This window comes from Planifilum fulgidum (assembly GCF_900113175.1).
GTDB classification, from domain to species: Bacteria; Bacillota; Bacilli; order Thermoactinomycetales; family DSM-44946; genus Planifilum; species Planifilum fulgidum.
On sequence record NZ_FOOK01000010.1, the window covers coordinates 85450 to 102778 of the forward strand.

At 56.0% G+C, this 17329-nt stretch carries 17 protein-coding genes; 14 read left to right on the plus strand and 3 right to left on the minus strand.

What is annotated here, in order from left to right; translation table 11 throughout:
- Nucleotides 1-91: 91 nt before the first annotated feature.
- Both BM063_RS07735 and BM063_RS07740 read left to right on the plus strand, forming a co-directional pair.
- Nucleotides 92-913, plus strand: a complete 822-nt coding sequence (locus BM063_RS07735; protein WP_092037572.1) for a class I SAM-dependent methyltransferase — start codon at nucleotides 92-94, stop codon at nucleotides 911-913.
- 17 nt (nucleotides 914-930) lie between these two features.
- Nucleotides 931-1251 (plus strand): hypothetical protein, encoded by a 321-nt coding sequence (locus tag BM063_RS07740; protein WP_092037574.1) that lies wholly within the window; start codon nucleotides 931-933, stop codon nucleotides 1249-1251.
- 18 nt (nucleotides 1252-1269) lie between these two features.
- On the opposite strand, the gene BM063_RS07745 is transcribed toward BM063_RS07740, so the two are convergent.
- The 3 genes from BM063_RS07745 to BM063_RS17620 form a co-directional block, all read right to left on the minus strand.
- On the minus strand, nucleotides 1270-2661 hold the full coding sequence (locus tag BM063_RS07745) for a Piwi domain-containing protein (RefSeq protein WP_143085274.1): 1392 nt from the start codon (nucleotides 2659-2661) through the stop codon (nucleotides 1270-1272).
- A gap of 129 nt (nucleotides 2662-2790) precedes the next feature.
- A complete protein-coding gene (locus BM063_RS07750; RefSeq protein WP_092037578.1) occupies nucleotides 2791-3411 on the minus strand; it encodes a hypothetical protein in 621 nt (206 codons plus the stop codon).
- A 64-nt stretch (nucleotides 3412-3475) separates the two neighbouring features.
- Nucleotides 3476-3631, minus strand: coding sequence for a hypothetical protein (locus tag BM063_RS17620; RefSeq protein ID WP_177199046.1), 156 nt, complete (start codon nucleotides 3629-3631; stop codon nucleotides 3476-3478).
- A gap of 545 nt (nucleotides 3632-4176) precedes the next feature.
- Here BM063_RS17620 and BM063_RS07760 point away from each other — a divergent pair.
- The 12 genes from BM063_RS07760 to BM063_RS07815 form a co-directional block, all read left to right on the plus strand.
- A complete protein-coding gene (locus BM063_RS07760; protein WP_092037582.1) occupies nucleotides 4177-5364 on the plus strand; it encodes a pyridoxal phosphate-dependent aminotransferase in 1188 nt (395 codons plus the stop codon).
- A 1124-nt stretch (nucleotides 5365-6488) separates the two neighbouring features.
- Nucleotides 6489-8621, plus strand: a complete 2133-nt coding sequence (locus tag BM063_RS07765) for a BglG family transcription antiterminator (RefSeq protein WP_092037584.1) — start codon at nucleotides 6489-6491, stop codon at nucleotides 8619-8621.
- A gap of 16 nt (nucleotides 8622-8637) precedes the next feature.
- On the plus strand, nucleotides 8638-9075 hold the full coding sequence (locus tag BM063_RS07770) for a PTS sugar transporter subunit IIA (RefSeq protein ID WP_092037586.1): 438 nt from the start codon (nucleotides 8638-8640) through the stop codon (nucleotides 9073-9075).
- Nucleotides 9076-9077: 2 nt separating this feature from the next.
- Nucleotides 9078-9347 carry a PTS sugar transporter subunit IIB gene (locus tag BM063_RS07775; protein WP_092037588.1) on the plus strand — a complete coding sequence of 90 codons (270 nt, stop codon included), beginning with the start codon at nucleotides 9078-9080 and terminating at the stop codon, nucleotides 9345-9347.
- An 18-nt stretch (nucleotides 9348-9365) separates the two neighbouring features.
- Nucleotides 9366-10661 carry a PTS ascorbate transporter subunit IIC gene (locus tag BM063_RS07780; protein ID WP_092037590.1) on the plus strand — a complete coding sequence of 432 codons (1296 nt, stop codon included), beginning with the start codon at nucleotides 9366-9368 and terminating at the stop codon, nucleotides 10659-10661.
- 177 nt (nucleotides 10662-10838) lie between these two features.
- Entirely contained in the window at nucleotides 10839-11831 is a 993-nt protein-coding gene (locus tag BM063_RS07785; RefSeq protein WP_092037625.1) for a phosphotriesterase family protein, read from the plus strand.
- Between the two features lie 52 nt (nucleotides 11832-11883).
- Nucleotides 11884-12627, plus strand: coding sequence for a creatininase family protein (locus tag BM063_RS07790; RefSeq protein ID WP_092037593.1), 744 nt, complete (start codon nucleotides 11884-11886; stop codon nucleotides 12625-12627).
- A 74-nt stretch (nucleotides 12628-12701) separates the two neighbouring features.
- The gene (locus BM063_RS07795) at nucleotides 12702-13445 is read left to right on the plus strand and encodes an SIS domain-containing protein (protein WP_092037627.1); all 744 of its coding nucleotides are present in this window, start codon (nucleotides 12702-12704) and stop codon (nucleotides 13443-13445) included.
- Nucleotides 13446-13776: 331 nt separating this feature from the next.
- A complete protein-coding gene (locus BM063_RS07800; protein WP_092037595.1) occupies nucleotides 13777-14433 on the plus strand; it encodes a TetR/AcrR family transcriptional regulator in 657 nt (218 codons plus the stop codon).
- Nucleotides 14430-15332, plus strand: coding sequence for an ABC transporter ATP-binding protein (locus tag BM063_RS07805; RefSeq protein ID WP_092037597.1), 903 nt, complete (start codon nucleotides 14430-14432; stop codon nucleotides 15330-15332). Before BM063_RS07800 ends, BM063_RS07805 begins: the two co-directional genes overlap by 4 nt.
- Nucleotides 15329-16933: an ABC transporter permease gene (locus tag BM063_RS07810; RefSeq protein ID WP_092037599.1), complete on the plus strand. Its 1605-nt coding sequence runs from the start codon at nucleotides 15329-15331 to the stop codon at nucleotides 16931-16933. Before BM063_RS07805 ends, BM063_RS07810 begins: the two co-directional genes overlap by 4 nt.
- A gap of 111 nt (nucleotides 16934-17044) precedes the next feature.
- Nucleotides 17045-17329: transposase (locus tag BM063_RS07815; protein WP_092037629.1), on the plus strand; the 285-nt coding region annotated here is incomplete at its 3' end.

Consider the following 17329-nt stretch of genomic DNA (forward strand, 5'->3'; position numbering starts at 1 on the left):
ACGAATCCGGTTATTACTGCCTGGGGACAAGTTTTTCCGCAATGGATGAAAAGATGATGCTTACTGAAAAACCTCGGAAAGGGGCGAAAAAATGGAAGACGATCGCAATGGACGGAACCAGCTGTTCGGAGCGATGGAGAGCGGGATTTCCCTCGGTTTTCCTGATCTTCCCGATGTCTTTTTCGACGAGATGCGCCGGTGTTTCCGCCTCGACGGCGGCGGGCGGATGCTTGCGCTATGGTGCGGCGCGGGGCGGTTTCTTCCCCTTGCCGAAGACTTCGAAACGGTCCTGATCGTGGACCCGGAACCGGGCCGGCTGGCCGAGGCCATGCGGGAAGCCGATCGGCTGGGGATCGACAACGTCATCCTGCTGGAAGGGGGGATTGAGGTCCTGCATCCCCGGATGGGACAGTTCCGCCTGGTGGTCGTGCAGGATGCGTTTCTCCGGAAGGATCGGAAGCGGCTGCTGACCTTTCTGGGGAAAATGACGGAACCGGAGGGTGGGATTGCCATCGCCGACGTTCACCGGTGCGGTCCCCTCGCCGATTGGCAGAAGGTCGCTTTGGAAGTTTTACGGAACCGGATTGGGGGAAGGTTGCCCGAGGGTTGGCCGGAAACCCTCCGGCACTCCGCGGGGCGGCATGAACAACAACGGACGGGACCGCCCTTCCGGCGGGTGGCCACTTTCACCCATATATGGACACGGAAGCTGACCATCGATCAAGCGGTGACCGGAATCCTTTCCGCCCTATGTCCTTTTCCGGGGGTCACCTTCAAGGAACGGCAAACCCTGGAGGAGGTGTTGCGGGCCGCCCTTCGGGACGTCGAACCGTCGGGATTACTTGAGGAGCGACTCCGTCTCAATGCCGTCTTTGCCTGGAAAGGGGAATCGCCGTTGACTGCGAGTCTTTGATCCGGGGAGGGGAGTGAATGTTGAAGGAACACGATATTCTCCAATGGTTGTTTCAATTAATCGTGGATCACGTGCAGAAGACGGATGAAAACAAAGGATTTGTCCGCCGGTTGGAGGTCGACCATGACGGGCTGAATCTGTTCACGAAGAGCGGCGAAAATTTTCGCATCATTGTCCAAAACCCATCCACAGTGTCCGAACGGGGACGGGATATCGAGTCCGCACCCTCCCGGTCGTCCAACAAGGGCATTTATCTCCCCCGATCGGATTGGGAGATCTTAGTCGAAGCCTGCGAATCGATGCTGCAGTATTTGAAATCCCTGTCAGCTGAATGTTGAGGGATTTATATATATGGATTAGACGAAATACAAAGCTTTAGGATCTCCCATCTGGGGCAACATACCCCGATTGTAGAAGCCGGCGCTTTTGTCTGCATACTCGATCGTAACTGGAAGACGGGACTTGTTGAGGGCGTGGATGTTCATAAAGGAAAGAGCAAAGATGTCTTCCATGATATCCTTCATGCTTTGGGAGCCGCACCATTTTTCCACCTTGATCGTTTGGGCCATCCCGATATGATCCCTGGGGGAGGTGGTGCATAGGTAGCCGAGGTTGTCCTGAATGTAGGCGATTCCATCGGCATTCTCCCAGCGTTTTTGATTCGGATTCCATTTGGCCATTCGGCGGTTGGTGTTTTTGATAATAGAAACATAATCAAAGGGAATACCAAGATCATCGAAAATTTCGCATAACCATTCGATTTCTTCGCGATGTCCCAGGCCGTCCCGGTGGATGGTGATGTGCCGGGGGCGTTGTCCGCGGTGTTTTTGATACTGGTGTATGGTTTCGGATACGACCCGACTGAGGGTATCTTGGCTGATGATCTCTCCGGAATCGTGGGATGCAATGGGATTGGACCACAGGATTCGTCCATCCTTGCCTACCACCTGAACCAGTCCCGCGGCGTGTTTCCCTTCTTCCCGGCTTTTGTCCAATCCGATGAAGCAGTCGGAATGCAGTTCTTCGGATAGAAGCCAGGGTTGAATACCGCTTTTTGCGTAGATTTGAAGCAAAATATTCATGTAAATGTATTCTTTTGCATTCTTTTTTACTTTGGGATCATTCGTTGCTTGGATGGTTTCCGTGGTGATAACCTGTGTCGCCAGAGCAAGCCGTCCTCCCAGCTCCTGTTTGACGATTTGATAATAATCTTTTGATTTCTTTTTAGATGTGATAATCACTGTCAGGCATTTGAGGTCATTTTCAAGTCTTTTCAGTTCCATTCGTAATTGATTTGAATTGGTGAAGGAGAGGATGCTTTTTTTTCCGCCTTTTTCCCTTTCGAGGCGAATCCCCAATTTTTCGGATCGTTTCTCCAGTTGATCTGCAAAGGGAAACCCTTCACGGCGGGCAATGGATTCCCATTCCCTGGCATCAAGCAGATAACGGTATTTCACTCTTCGGTTTTGATCCATCACTCCCTTTTGTTTTAGACCCGTCAACAGTTCGAAATGTTTCACCTCGAATCCGTTACCGATCAGTAGAGATGGTTCGGTAAATTCATGAACTTGATATTTTCCTTCCACCTGTAGGCCTTCATTACAAAAATGGAGAGGGAAGGATGCATGGGATTTCCAGATATTCAAAAAGCTCCGGGCGTAATTCATAAGCCGGTTGGTCTTCTCATCAGCAGAGAGTTTTGCTGCTTTTTGTGCGGCGTAGGGGATGGATTCCGTTCGCGGTTCCAACCTCAACAATTGAGGAATGAAATACAGGTGTTTCTTATTTTTTGAACCCTTGGTTACGCCTAAGAGAGAAGCATATCGATGCTGAGCACCAGCTTTATGGAATCGTCATTTCCAGTTGCTATAGTGTAGTTAAATTTTCTCCAAGTAATCCAGTAAATACGGCGGCCCGGTTACATAGGTCTGTTCAAGTGAAAAGCGATGTTGCATAGTGGTTAAGAAATTCTTTAAAAGAGGAGCGTTAATTCGAGCCATTTCCATACTTTGAGGAGTTCTCATTAATAGAGGAGCATATATATCAAAATCCATGTCAAAGGACAACCAGATAGGATCATTTTGCGCATCATGAATTAGTTTTTTGTCTATATCCAGCTCTAAAAACAGAGAAAGTGTTCCTCCATTTTCAAGTGTAATTTTTTTCAAGGAATGATCCGAACCGACTTCATAACAATGTAGAGATAAATAGATATGAATATCTGTGACGTCATCATTTCCACTCAAGTAACTTTTGAGCTGTTTTTGAAAACCTTTTTCTTTGCAGTTGATAACAAATGCTTCCTCTCCGATACTGAGTGTTCCTACTTCCACTTTATTAGGTGAAGCAAAGGGATATAAAATATCTAGAAGCCCTTGCACAACTTCGATGAGCCATTTTTTTCGTGTATCCGTATCGTTAAGGCTTTTGAGATTGTAATCGGTGAAACGGTAAATCCACATGGATTCATATTCAGTCCAAGCTTTCGATGGGTTCATTGAATTCACCCCTTAGGGAAGTTCCGGATAATTTGATTTTGCGGCGCGTGGATGAATTCTAATATTAAATTATTTTCTCTATAAATGGCATAACCTTGCGCTCGATATAGGTTTTTTTCAAGGTGTGAATGAGCCGGGGGTGATTCCCGACGAAACGCTGCCAGCCTTCCGACAGCCGATCGATCCGTTCCAGGAGATGGGCGCGCAGGCGGTTCAGCATCACCGGGAGCAGAACCCCTTTCAAATTTTGGATATGTCCTTTTTATGATACAATCATTGTAAAAAAAATAAAAGTGCTAGTATTTGAATATCACAAGATATCTCCGGTGGTAGACCATAATCCCTTGGAAGTGTTTTTTTGCCGGAGATCCATAGGGAAAAAATGTTGGGAAGACTCAGGATCACCACTTGCTATTTATTCGGGGAGAGTTTTGCCGCTTCGTTTTCAGCCAGCTGGGCTTTCGCCGCATAACCCCTCCGGCCACACGGCAAGGGTTTTTTGGGAGCTGCAACGATTTGTCGTACTGCGTTAGGGTTTTGAATTCTCAAATATACAGTGCAATTCCCGGTTTCCCCTGTCGTTGCCACGGAGGTGTGCCGTGACTTTGCTGGAGCATAATGCTTTGCTGGAGCATAATCATGCTCCTCCTTGGTTTGCGTTTTTTGTCCGAGACATCACAACTTGAGGTGAAGCATTCTTTTGACAGATTCTCCTTCGACGTTTAACATCAACATCAAAAGAGTTTGCGGATGGGAAGTGGGAAGATGCGGTTTCAACCGGCGGATATGCTCGGGCGGCTTCCCGAGCAGTTTTTTGCCCGGCTGGTGGGAAAGGTGGCCGCCAAGATCCAGGCGGGGCACGATGTGATCAATCTGGGGCAGGGCAATCCCGATCTGCCGACGCCGCCGCACATTGTGGAGGCCCTCAAGAAGGCGGCGGACAAGCCGAAACTCCACCGCTATTCGCCCTTTCGCGGATACCGTTTCCTGAGGGAGGCGGTGGCGGAATTTTACCGGCGGGAGTACGGGGTGACGCTGGATCCGGAGCGGGAAGTGGCGGTCCTGTTCGGCGCCAAGGCGGGGCTGGTGGAGATTTCGCAGTGTTTTCTCAATCCGGGCGATCTCGCCTTGGTGCCGGATCCGGGCTATCCGGACTACTGGTCGGGGATCGCCATCGCCGGAGCGGAGATGGGCAGGATGCCTCTCACCGCGGAAAACGGCTTCCTGCCGGATTATTCGATGCTCTCCGCCCGGCAGCTGGAGCGGGCCAAGCTGATGTTCATCAACTATCCGAACAATCCGACCGGCGCCGTGGCCTCCCGGGAGTTCTTCCGGGAGACGGTGGAGGTGGCGGCGAAGCACGGGATTCTGGTGGTGCACGATTTCGCCTACGGGGCGATCGGGTTTGACGGCAGAAAACCGGTCAGTTTCCTGGAGGTTCCCGGAGCCAAAGAGGTGGGCGTGGAGTTCTACACCCTGAGCAAAACCTATAACATGGCCGGCTGGCGCGTGGGCTTCGCCGTGGGCAACGAAAGCGTGATCGAGGCGATCAACCTGATCCAGGACCATTATTACGTCAGCCTGTTCGGGGCGGTCCAGGCCGCGGCGGCGGAGGCGCTGCTGGGTCCCCAGGACTGCGTGAAAGAACTGGTTTCGACCTATGAGCGGCGGAGAAACGCGTTCATCGGAAAGCTCCGGGAAGCGGGCTGGGAGGTGCAGCCGCCGGCGGGCTCCTTTTTCTGCTGGCTGCCCGTGCCGAAGGGGTACACCTCCGAATCCTTTGCCGATCTCCTGCTGGAGCGGGTCCACGTGGCGGTGGCGCCGGGAAATGGATTCGGGGAGCACGGTGAGGGGTATGTGCGGGTCGGCCTGCTCACGGAGGAGTCCCGCCTGGCGGAGGCGGCGGAACGGATCGTCCGGCTCGGGTTGTTTTCGCCTTCGGTGAACACCTAGAAGGCTCGGTGAAAAAGTCTGTCTGGATACCGGGGGAGCGTGTGACGCTTCGTTGCTATGGAAAAGGCCCAGCACTCCCTCCTCCCGATATTGAGGATTCCGGAATCCCGACGAAAACGGAAAAGGCCGCATGCCGCTTCGTCACTCAGCGCCCCCTCCTGCATTCCTTGACGCCCTTCCAGAAGATTGGTGAACAATGATGGGGGAGAAGGGGGTGCCGTGGGGCCCTCGACCCGGACAAGGTCACGGTGCACTCCCTCGGAACGTGCTTTGGAGAACTTGGGAGATGCGATCGGTGGTTTTTGTTCGCCGCGTGCTTTTATAAGACCGACTTTCCAAGCCCCCCTCGGATTTACTGAGGTTGTACTTCCGGATTCAATCAGTTTAAGGTGAAAAGGAGACGAACTCCTCGGCAGGAAGTCTATTTCCGCAAGAGGAGTTCGTCTCCTTTTTTTGTTGGCCTTCGGGAAGCATTGAAAGAGTGGGGTCGTGGCGGGAAAACGGACACCGCATGAATTGGTCCCCCTGGAAGGGATGTGAAAAAACATTACTTGTAGCTGGGGTAAGAACAGGGGTTCGTTTCCGTCGTGATTCCCGATCTGCGGAGACATCCAGACTCGCCCAAATCGTGCGGTGATCATGGCAAACAAGTCCCCCCATGATTCAATCATCATCCAGACCTCCTTTTCTCGCACCGCGGCCTCTTATCGGTGCTCCCCATTGTCCGGGATCCCCTTTTCCCTTCGGTCGGTTGACCTGGAGGGACCGTTTCCGGGAGAGGCCTCGCTTTGTCCGTGGAATCAGCCACCGGGCGGCCTCGATCCGCGATTCTCCAAATCGGAAAGATAAGGAGGGGATGCACTGCGGCCTTTCGCCCAAATGGCCAAAGCTCCGCGGCCCTTTTTGCGGTTCATGTGATGCATCCCGGCTTCCTTCTCCAACCGGCTGGCTCCGCCGATTTTGGAGAATGGAGACCGACGCCCCTTGAGAACCGGAGTCCCAAAAGTTGCACGGGAGGATGTGAGATATTTGGTCTATTCCTGCTTTTTCCCTTACGATACACTGAAAGTAAACAGGGGAAGTAAACAGGCGGAAGGAGAGGAAATAAAGGGAGGAACCATCCGATGGCCCTGGATCAGCGCAGTTGTTCCATTCTGAGTTACCTTGTCCATTCGGACGGCACGGTCACGATTCCGTTTTTGACGGAAACCTTCCGGGTGTCGCGGAGAACCATCTACTACGATCTTGAAAAAATCGATGATTGGCTGAAGAAGCGCGGTTACGCGCCGGTGAAAAAGATTCGGGGCTCGGGGCTTGTGCTGGAGGAAAGGGAGAAGCGGGACATCCGGGAAGCGATCAAGTCCCTTCAGGAGCAGGATTACGAGTATGCGACCGAGGAACGACAGACCTGGATCGTTTTGCACGTGATGACGGCCGGACGCCCGGTTTTCATCGAGGATTTCACCCGGCTCTTTCGAGTCAGCCGCAATACCGTCATCGAGGACATCAAGGCACTGAAACATCGCCTCGGCGCGTTTCACGTCTCTCTTCTGTCGGACCGAAAAAAGGGTTATCTCATCAAGGGGGACGAGAAAAACTGCCGGAAGGCGATGGTGGAATATCTCTCCAGGATTTTCCCCGAAGATGCCTGGCCCCTGTTGGAGATGAACAAACAAAACCTGTTTCGCCAAGGGCGTGCCTTTGGTTTCCCCTCCTTTCATCCGCGCCTCTTTGACGACTTCATGCGCCTGATCCAGGAATGCGAAAAGCAATTTGGGGTGGAGTACACCGACGCGGTTCATCTTCAGCTGGCCCTTCGCCTTCTGTTCATCCTCCGCCGGGTCCAATTGGGTCGGGTGGTGCGCTTCGATCCGATCGAGAAGAGTGTTCTGAGGAACACCCCGGAAAGGACCATGGCGCAAACCTTGATGGAAAAAATTTTGCACCTCTTCCCCTTGTCCGTTCCCGACGATGAGATCGACTACTTGACCACCCATTTGTTGGGGGCGAGGATCAATGAACTCCGGGTTCAGGAGGCCGACAGCGGCGATATCCAAAGGTTGTCCGCGATCATCCGAAAGATGATTGACGATTTCGAAAAAAGGGCCCTGGTCCGTTTTCCGGATCGGAAACAGATGGAACACAACATGCTCATCCATTTGAAATCGGCGTATTATCGCTTGATTTACGACATCCCCGTGAACAATCCCGTTGCCGAGCAAGTGATGGAACGCTATCCGGAAATCTATCAAATCACTCAGCAGGTGATCCATCATCTCGAGGCGGTCGTGCGCAAACCCGTGCCGAAAAATGAAATCGCCTTCATGGCCATGCACTTCGGCGGTTGGCTGCGCCGCGAGGGTCTCAGGGTCCGCGGCAAACGCAAGGTTCTGATCGTTTGCGCCGGCGGAGTCGGCACGTCGCGGATGTTGCAGCAGCAATTGGAGGAACGGTTTCCCGCCGTTGAAATCCTTCGCACCGCCACGGTCCGAAACTACCGCTTTTATCAGGATCAGGCCGATGTCATCATTTCGACGGCGCCGCTGAAAGAGACGTCCCCGTCGGTGCCTGTCATGACCGTCAGCCCGATCTTGACCGAGGCGCAACTTTCGGAATTGCAACGGAAATTGGGGTTGGAGGAGGCGTCCCCGCATTCCCCGTCCGTGGATGCCCTGTTGGCGGTGGTCGAACAATATGCGACGATCCGGGACCGGTCAGGTCTGGAGCAGGCGCTGCGCCGGTTTTTCCACCGGCCGGAAAGGGCGGCCCTCCATTCCAAACCCGGACTGGCGGATCTTTTGTCAAGGGAAACGGTCCGGATTCACGATGTCGTGACGGGATGGGAAGACGCGGTTCGACTGGCGGCGCAGCCGCTGATCCGCAAACGGGTGATCGAAGAGCGCTATGTGGAGGCGATGCTTCAAATGGTGCGGGAGATGGGGCCGTACATGGTGATTGCCCCTCTCGTGGCGGTGCCCCATGCCCGGCCCGAGGACGGGGTAAGGGAGCTGGGCATGAGCATCCTGAAGTTGCGGCGGGCGATTCCCTTTCCGGATGAGGACCACCCCGTGCAGCTGATCGTCGTTTTGGCGGCGACGGGGGATGAAGGGCACCTGCGGGCCTTGTCCCAATTGTCCCGGCTGCTGGGCCGAAAGGAAGCGATGCGGGACGTCCTCGCCGCACGGAGCGAAGGGGAGTTGTTGGCCCTGCTGTCGTCCGCCGCCTATCGGGAACGGGACGTACCGACAATAAATTGAGTAGAAGGAGAGACCGATGAAGTTTTTGGAGAGAGACCTGGTCGACTTGCATGTCAACGCGGAAAACCCCGAACAGGCGATCCGGGCGGCCGGCCGGCTGCTGGCGGAGGCGGAGGCCGTTTCACCGGGGTATGTGGATGCCATGGTTCAGAATTACCGGGAAAACGGGCCGTATTTTGTCCTGGCTCCGCACCTGGCGATTCCCCATGCCCGTCCGGAGGACGGCGTCAAGGAGCCCGCCATCTCGATGGTCCGTCTGACCCATCCCGTGGAATTCGGACACAGCGCCCATGATCCGGTCCGGTTGGTCTTCGGGTTGGGCGCCTCTTCATCGGATGAACATCTCTTGCTGTTGAAACGCCTGACCCGGTTGCTCAGCGATCCGCAGAACGTGGACCGGTTGATCAAAGCCGAATCTTATCAGGAAATGCTGCCCGTTTTGGGAGGGGGATGAGAATGAAAATTCTTTGCGTGTGCGGATTGGGACAGGGAACCAGCTTGATCCTGCGCATGAACGTGGAGACCGTGCTGAAAGAAATGGGCATCACCGCCGACGTGGAGCACATGGATGTTTCCGGCGCATCGAGCATGCCCGCCGACTACATCGTGACCAACAGTGAACTGGCCAAGTCCCTGGGTGACCGCGGAGTCCCCGTCATCCTGGTGGAAAACTATTTTGATCTGGACGAGATCCGAACCGCCCTGAAGAAACATCTGGGTCAGTAACGATAAGGAGGTGGGAGAATGAAAGTGATTCAATGGCTGGCCACCAACTTTTTCGGCATCCCGGCCATCTTGCTGGGATTGATCGTGTTGATCGGTCTGCTGGTGCAAAAGAAAACGGCCAGCCAAGTCATCAGCGGAACCTTTAAGGCGATTATCGGTTTTTTGATCATCAGCGCCGGGTCCGGGGTGATCGTCGATTCCCTGACGGTCTTCGAACCGATGTGGAAAGAGGTGTTTAACCTAAAGGACACCTCCCTCGGAGAATTCATGGGCCAGGACCGCTTCATCGGAAAATTCGGCAGCGCGGTCACCCTGGCGATGACCATCGGTTTTCTCATCAACGTGTTGCTCGCTCGTTTCACAAGGCTGAAATATATCTATCTGACGGGACACATGATGTTTTGGACGACCACCATCTTCGCGGGCATTGTTGTCCAATCCTCCGGAAACGTTCCGTTCGGAAAACTGGTTTTGTTCTTGTCGATCATCATGGGCCTGTACTGGACGATCCAGCCGGCTTTGACCCAGCCCTTCATGCGAAAGATCACGGGGAACGACAGCATCGCCCTCGGTCACACCTCCGCCTCCGTCGCCCTCCTGGGAGCGCTGGCGGGGAGGGTGTTCGGCAATAAGGAGAACGATTCCGAGAAAATCCGGCTGCCGAAGGGCCTGGAGTTTCTGCGCGATTCCAACGTCATCACCGCGCTGACCATGGGCGTCCTGTTCTTCATCGGAGCGATGGTCATCGTTTTCAAGAACACCCCCGGAGCGAACCAACTGATCCGGAAAGCGGGGGACCAGGATTTCGTCGTCTATTCGATCGTGCAATCCTTCCAATTTGCCGGCGGCATCGCCATCGTGCTGATGGGGGTCCGGATGTTCATCGGCGAAATTGTGCCCGCCTTCAAAGGCATCGCGACGAAGATCGTTCCCGGAGCCAAACCCGCTCTGGACTGTCCGGTGGTCTTCCCCTTCGCGCCCAACGCGGTGATCCTGGGCTTCCTCGGCGCCTTCGTCGGGGCGATGCTCTGGCTGGTCATCATCGGCAACACGGTCGGTTATATCTTTGTTCCGACGATGATCGTCCTGTTTTTCCATTCGGCGACCGCCGGGGTTTTCGGGAACGCGACGGGCGGCGTGCGGGGGGCCCTGATCGGCGGGTTCATCACCTCGACGGTGGTGGCCTGGGGACAATTTCTCATGGTCCGGTTCCTGATCGGCGGCACCATTCCCGACACGGCGATGTGGGCCGCCGACTCGGATATGTTTATTCTCGGTCCCGTCATACACTTCTTGGCCAAACTCTTCTTCTGATTTTGGCTTGGGTTGCAGGACTTTTGCGTGATGCGGCGGAGCGTCACGCTTCCTTTTTGGGAAGTCGAAGAGGGAGTGTCGCTTCGTTTCGCCCCGATCCGAAAGGCACGCAGCGACACCTACCTTCCGCCCGTCGCCGTTTTTCACCATGCCTAAAGGGAGCGGGGGATGTGGTCGATGAGTTTTGTGCGCACCCTGACGGGAGACATCGATCCGAGGGAAATGGGGTTCACCTACTCTCATGAGCATCTTGTGTGCACCCCGCCTTATTGGCAGGAGCGGGGGGAAGACGATCTGCTCCTGGACGACAAGGAGAAGTCGAAGAAGGATGTCCTGGATTTCAAACGGCACGGCGGCCAAACGATCGTGGATGCGACGGCGGTCGATTACGGCCGGCACGTGGAGGAAGTCAAAGCGATCGCCGAAGAAACCGGAATTCACGTGATCGGTACCGCCGGGTTCAATAAGAGCTTTTTGTGGTCGGCGAAGATCCCGGAACATCTCAAACGGGTGATCGGCCGCTACGAAACCTTTCATCAATGGATCGACGAGGCTTCGATCCATCAATTGACCGAGTTCGTCATCCGGGAAGTGGAAGAAGGGTTGGAGGGCACGCCCTACAAGGGCGGGCAGGTGAAGTTCGGAACGGGGTACAACCGGATCACGCCGCTGGAAGTAAAGACGATTCGCGCGGTGGCCCGCGCCCATCATGAAACGAAGGCGCCGATCCATTCCCACACGGAATCCGGCACGATGGCCCTTGAACAAATCGAAATTTTAAGGGAGGAGGGGGTCGACCTTTCCTTCGTCAGCTTCGGGCACATGGACCGCAATCCGGATCCCTATTACCACGAACAGGTGGCCAGGACCGGAGCGTACCTCTCCTTTGACGGGATCGCCAAGATCAAATACGGTCCGGAAAGCATGCGGATCGATTGCATTTTGTCGCTGGTGGAGAAGGGGTATGAAGACCAGATTCTGATCAGCGGCGACACCGCGCGGAAAAGCTACTACAAGCACTATGATCACGGATTGGGACTGGGGTATATCATCGCCAAGTGGGTGCCGCGCCTGGTGGACGAAGCGAACCGGAGGGGCCTCGACGGGGAGCGGCTGGTCCGCAAGTTTTTCATCGAAAACCCCGCCCGATGCTTCGCCTTTAAAACATGATCCGGGAGAGGCGGCCAACCGGATCCGTACCGACGCGGAAAGGGAGATCGCGATGTTATATGAGTATCTCAATTCCTTTGATTTTCAAAAGGCGGTCCGAAAGGCGAAACACACGGCACTGCTTCCGGTGGGGGCGGTGGAGGCCCACGGGCCCCATCTTCCCTTGGGGACGGACAATCTGCTGGCGGAGCGCCTGGCCCGGCGGGTGGCTGAACAGACCGGCGCGCTTCAGCTGCCCGTCATCGCCTATGGCCAGGTTTGGAGCCTCCGCCGTTTTCCGGGCAGCCTGAACATCTCCAATGACACCCTGATCCGATTGATCGTCGATATCGGCAGGAGCCTTCATTTCCAGGGGTTTCGCATCCTGGCCGTGATCAACGGCCACCTGGGAAACAACCCGGCGTTGAAAGAGGCGGCCCGAATCCTTTACGACGAAATCCGGGAACTGAAGGTGTACCACTTCTTTTATCCCGGGACCCGGGATGTCATCCGGGAAGTGCGGGAGACGCCGGCGGCCCACGCCACCTATTTTCACGCCTGTGAACTGGAAACCTCCTACATGCTTTATCTGGCCGAGGAATACGTGGACATGGAGCGGGCGATCCGGGATGTGCCGAAGTTTACGGAGGAGGCGGATGTGACCCCGACGCCCTGGGAGGAGATCACGGAAACGGCCGTGCTCGGCGATGCGACCCTCGCTACGAAGGAAAAAGGGAAAAAGGTGATCGATGCGGCGGTGGCCAGGATGGTGGAACTTCTGCAAAGGGAGCAGGAACGGATGGCGGAATCGCCGTGATCCTTTTCGGAATGAAGATGCTGTTTGAGGATGTTGACCGCTTTTCCCAATCCTTGTCCATCGGGGGTGGAAACTTGCTGGCGGATTATTTTCACAAAGTGCGTGAGCTTATCACCTTGATCGAAAAAGAAGAAGGCGAGCGTTTGCGCCAGGCGGCTTGCCGGGTCGCGGAAAGTCTGCGGCGGGGCGGGATTGTGCAGCTGTTCGGCTGCGGCCATTCGCACCTGTTGACGGAGGAGGTGTTTTACCGGGCCGGCGGACTGGTGCCGGTGAAGCCGATTCTGATCGAACCGTTGATGCTGCATGAAGGGGCCGTCCGATCCTCCCGGTTGGAACGGAAAAACGGCTACGCCGCGACGTTTCTGCCGGATCAGGAGTTTCACAGGGAGGATGTGGTGTTTGTCCTCTCCACCTCCGGACGCAACCCCGTGCCCGTCGACGTGGCCTTGTATGCCAAGGAACAAGGCGCCTATGTGATCGGCGTCACTTCCCTCCAATACGCCCAAAGCCAACCGTCGCGCCACACCAGCGGCAAACGCCTGCATGAGGTGGTCGACCTTGTGATCGACAATCACGCGCCGGTCGGGGACGCCCTGTTGAAGCATCCCAAGGTCGCCGTTCCCTTCGCCCCCTCGTCCACGGTGACCGGGGCGGCCATTTTAAACGCCGTTTTTGCCGAAGCCGTTGTCCTTCTGGCCGAAAGCGGCGTGGAGCCGCCCGTTTTCTTGAGCGGCAACATCGAGGGCGCCGACGGGCACAACGACCGCCTGATCGCCCGGTATCGAAAGCGGATTCCGCTTTTGGACGGCAGTGACTAAAAACAGAAACCGCTAAAGGGGAGCCGCCGAGTGCCTGTCCGATTGCAACGAAACGAATCGGCCCTCCTCCGGCGCCCCGACAATGACCTTCACCAGCCCCCGGATTTCGATCCTTCATCGGTGAGATGCGCGGGGCCATTGGCTTCCCGGCCGTTGCAAGGGGGGAGAACGGAATCGGGGGATATGGTTGATCCGGATGCGAAGAGGGTGTGCATGCCCTCTTTCGCTCCGGATTTTTTTCTTGTATTGACGCGATTGACCAGGGTGGTCGATTTTGCTATCCTAAAATTAGACCATTCTGGTCGATTTTGAGGGGGTGCTGAAAGCATCGATGGGATATGCGCTCAAATCCTTCGAAAGGTTGGATCCGGACAAGCAGGATCGGATCATCCGCGCGGCCTTGAAGGAATTCGGAGAACAGGGATACGACCGGGCTTCCACCAACCGGATCGTTCAGGATGCCGGGATCGGGAAGGGGATGCTGTTCTATTATTTCAACAGCAAGAAGGAGCTCTACTGGCATCTGGTGGATTTCAGCCTGGAGGCGGTGCAACGGGAGTTTTTGGGCAAGATCGACGACTCGATCGACGATGTGATCGACCGGCTGGCCCACATCTCCCGGGTGAAATGGCGGTTTTTCACCGATCATCCGGAGATCAGCCGTTTTTTGACCCACTTCTTTCTGACGGATGAGGCGGACCTGCCGGGCGAGCTGAAGGAGAAACTGGACCGGGTGATGCGTTACGGATTCGGCAAGGTCTATGAGAACAAAAAGTATGACCGGAACCGGTTCCGGGACGATGTGGATCCGGAGAAGGCGCGCCAGTTGATCGAATGGACGATCAAGGGATATGCCGGCGATATGATGGAGCGGTTCAAGCAAAAAAAGCCGGAGCCCGGGGAATTTCAGCGCCTGTGGGACGAGTTTGACCAATACCTCCGCATTTTGAAAACGTGTTTTTACAAGAGGGAGGGAGAAGAGGGATGAGCGTCATCGAGGTGAGGGGCGTCACGAAGCGGTTCGGGAATTTCACCGCCCTCGATTCCATCGATCTGACCGTCGGCGAGGGGGAGATATACGGTTTCATCGGGCCGAACGGCGCCGGAAAATCGACGACGATCCGGATTTTGCTCGGGATGCTGAAGGCGACGAGCGGTTCGGCGCGGATTTTCGGAAAGGACGTGTGGAAGGATGCGGTGGAGATCCACCGGCGGATCGCCTACGTCCCCGGCGATGTGAACCTGTGGCCCAATCTGACCGGGGGCGAGGTGATCGATTTGCTGTTGAAGCTGAGGGGAAACGGAAATCCAAACAAAAGGGATGAGCTGTTGGAGCGGTTCGGCTTGGATCCGCGGAAGAAATGCCGCACCTACTCGAAGGGGAACCGGCAAAAGGTGGCCCTGGTGGCGGCTTTCGCCCAGGATGCCGATCTGTACCTGTTGGATGAGCCCACCTCCGGCCTGGATCCCTTGATGGAGCGCACCTTCCAGGAGTGCGTCCGGGAAGCCAAGGCGGAGGGGAAGACGGTCTTTTTGTCCAGCCACATCCTGTCCGAGGTGGAGAAATTGTGCGACAGGGTGGCGATCATCCGGCAGGGGAAGATCATCGAAGAGGGATCCCTCGCCGAGCTGCGCCATCTGACCCGCATGAACGTCATCCTCCGGACGAAACGGCCGGCGGAGGGCCTTGAGGAACTGAAGGGAGTCCATCACCTGGAAGAAAAGGAGGGCGAATGGACGTTCCAGGTGGACAGCGAAGAGCTGGACGGGGTGATCCGGCACATCAGCCGGTTCGGCATTGAACATCTGGAATGCCTGCCGCCGACCTTGGAGGACTTGTTTCTGCGGTATTACGAGGGGGCGGAGGCTGGAGGGACGAAAGGATGAAAGGGGAAGCGTTCAAAGGCACCGGGAGTCTGATGAAGCTCCTGTTCCGGAAGGACCGCCTGAAAATCGCCGTTTGGTTGGCCGGCTTCCTTCTGGTGACGGCGTCGGCGGCGGCCGCTTATCCGACCGTCTACAAGACGGAGGAAGATCTCGCGGGTTTTGCCCTGACCATGAAAAATCCCGCCATGAAGGCGATGGTGGGCCCGGGATACGATACGTCCGACTTCACCACGTCCTTGGTCTTTGCCGTCGAAATGCTGATGTTTTCCGTCGTTGCCGCGGCGGTGATGAATATTTTGCTCGTCGGCGGAGCGACCCGGACCGATGAAGAGGAGGGCCGGCTGGAGCTGATCCGTTCCCTGCCGGTGGGAAGACTGGCCTATCTGGGCGCCGCGCTGGTGGAAGCCCTGATCGTCAACGGATTGCTCGCCCTCCTGATCGGGACGGCCCTCAGCCGCACGGATCTGGACGGCCTGACGGCGGAGAGCGCCTTTTTGTACGGAGCCCTTCTGGGGAGCGCGGGCTTTCTCTTCGCCGGCGTCACCGCCCTGTTCGCTCAGCTGGCGGAGACCTCCCGGGGGGCGCAGGGGTTTGCCTTCGGCGCCCTGATCGCCTTTTACGTCCTGCGGGCGGTCGGGGATGTGGAGGCGGAGGCGGCCTCTCTCCTTTCACCCCTGGGATGGGTGTCCAGAGCCTATGTATTTTTGGAAAACGAGTGGTGGCCGGTCGGGCTGTCGGTTTTGGCGGCGGCTGTTCTCATCGTCCTTTCCCTTTACCTCCACGCCGTCCGCGACATGGGCGCCGGATTCCTCCCCGCCCGCAGGGGAAGGGCGCGCGCCGGCGCCCTGTTGAAGACTCCCTTCGGTTTCGTCCTGCGCCAGCAGAGTACGACCGTTTTCTCCTGGGCGCTCGGCATCTTCCTGCTCAGCGCCTCCTTCGGGGCGATTCTCGGGGAATTGGAAACCTACTACGGCGACATGGAGTTGATCCTGCAGATATTGGGAGAGGACGACGCCTCCGGCTTGACGGAACAATTTTTGTCGCTGATCATCGTCATCATCACCCTGTTCGGCATCGTTCCCGCCCTCACGACCGTGTTGAAACTGCAGGGGGAGGAAAACAAAAACCGGTCCGAACTGTTTTACAGCGGGGCCGTTTCCCGGCGGACCATGATGTTTTCCTACGGCGCCGCCGCGCTGCTCGTCTCGGCGTTGATGCAGTTCATGCTCGCCCTGGGCATCTGGTCGGCGGGGGCTTCGGTCCTGGAGGGGGTCGCAACCTTCGGGAAGCTGGTTCAATCCGTCCTCGTCCATCTTCCGGCCATGTGGGTGATGCTCGGCCTCGCCTTTCTGTTGATCGGTTTTGCGCCGAGGGCGGTGCACCTGGTATGGCTGTATTTCACCTTTTGCTTCGTCGTCGTTTATTTCGGCGATCTGTTGGAATTTCCCGATTGGCTGAAGGGGATTTCCGCCTTCCACCACATTCCGGAGCCGTTGGTGGAGTCCTTCCGGCCGGGTCCCGTCCTTCTGTTGACGCTCCTTTTCGCCCTCCTTTCCATGGCGGGTTATGCCGGGTATCGGAGAAGGGATATCACCGGGTAAACCGGGATGCCGAAGATGTCGGGGAAAACCCCTGGCGCTCGTGTGAAGTGCACCCCTTAAAGTAGACACAGGAAAACACCCCTGTGAAAATTACTTTAAGGGGTGATTTTCGTGGCAAGAAAAGGACAGAAATTCAAGACATATAGCTTTGAACTGAAAAAGAAGGCAGTGGAAATGAGGCTTCAGGGCATTCCCAAGGCAAAGATTGCTGAAGAGCTGGGGATTCAAGATGTGGGGCGATTAAAGATCTGGATGCGGAAATACCGGGAACAGGGCGATTTTGGGCTAATGGAGCACAGAGGGAGGCGGAAAGAGTACAAGGACCTGGAACGGGAAGTCAAAAGGCTGCGACTGGAGAATGATGTCCTAAAAAAGTGGCTGGAGATTTTGGCAAGG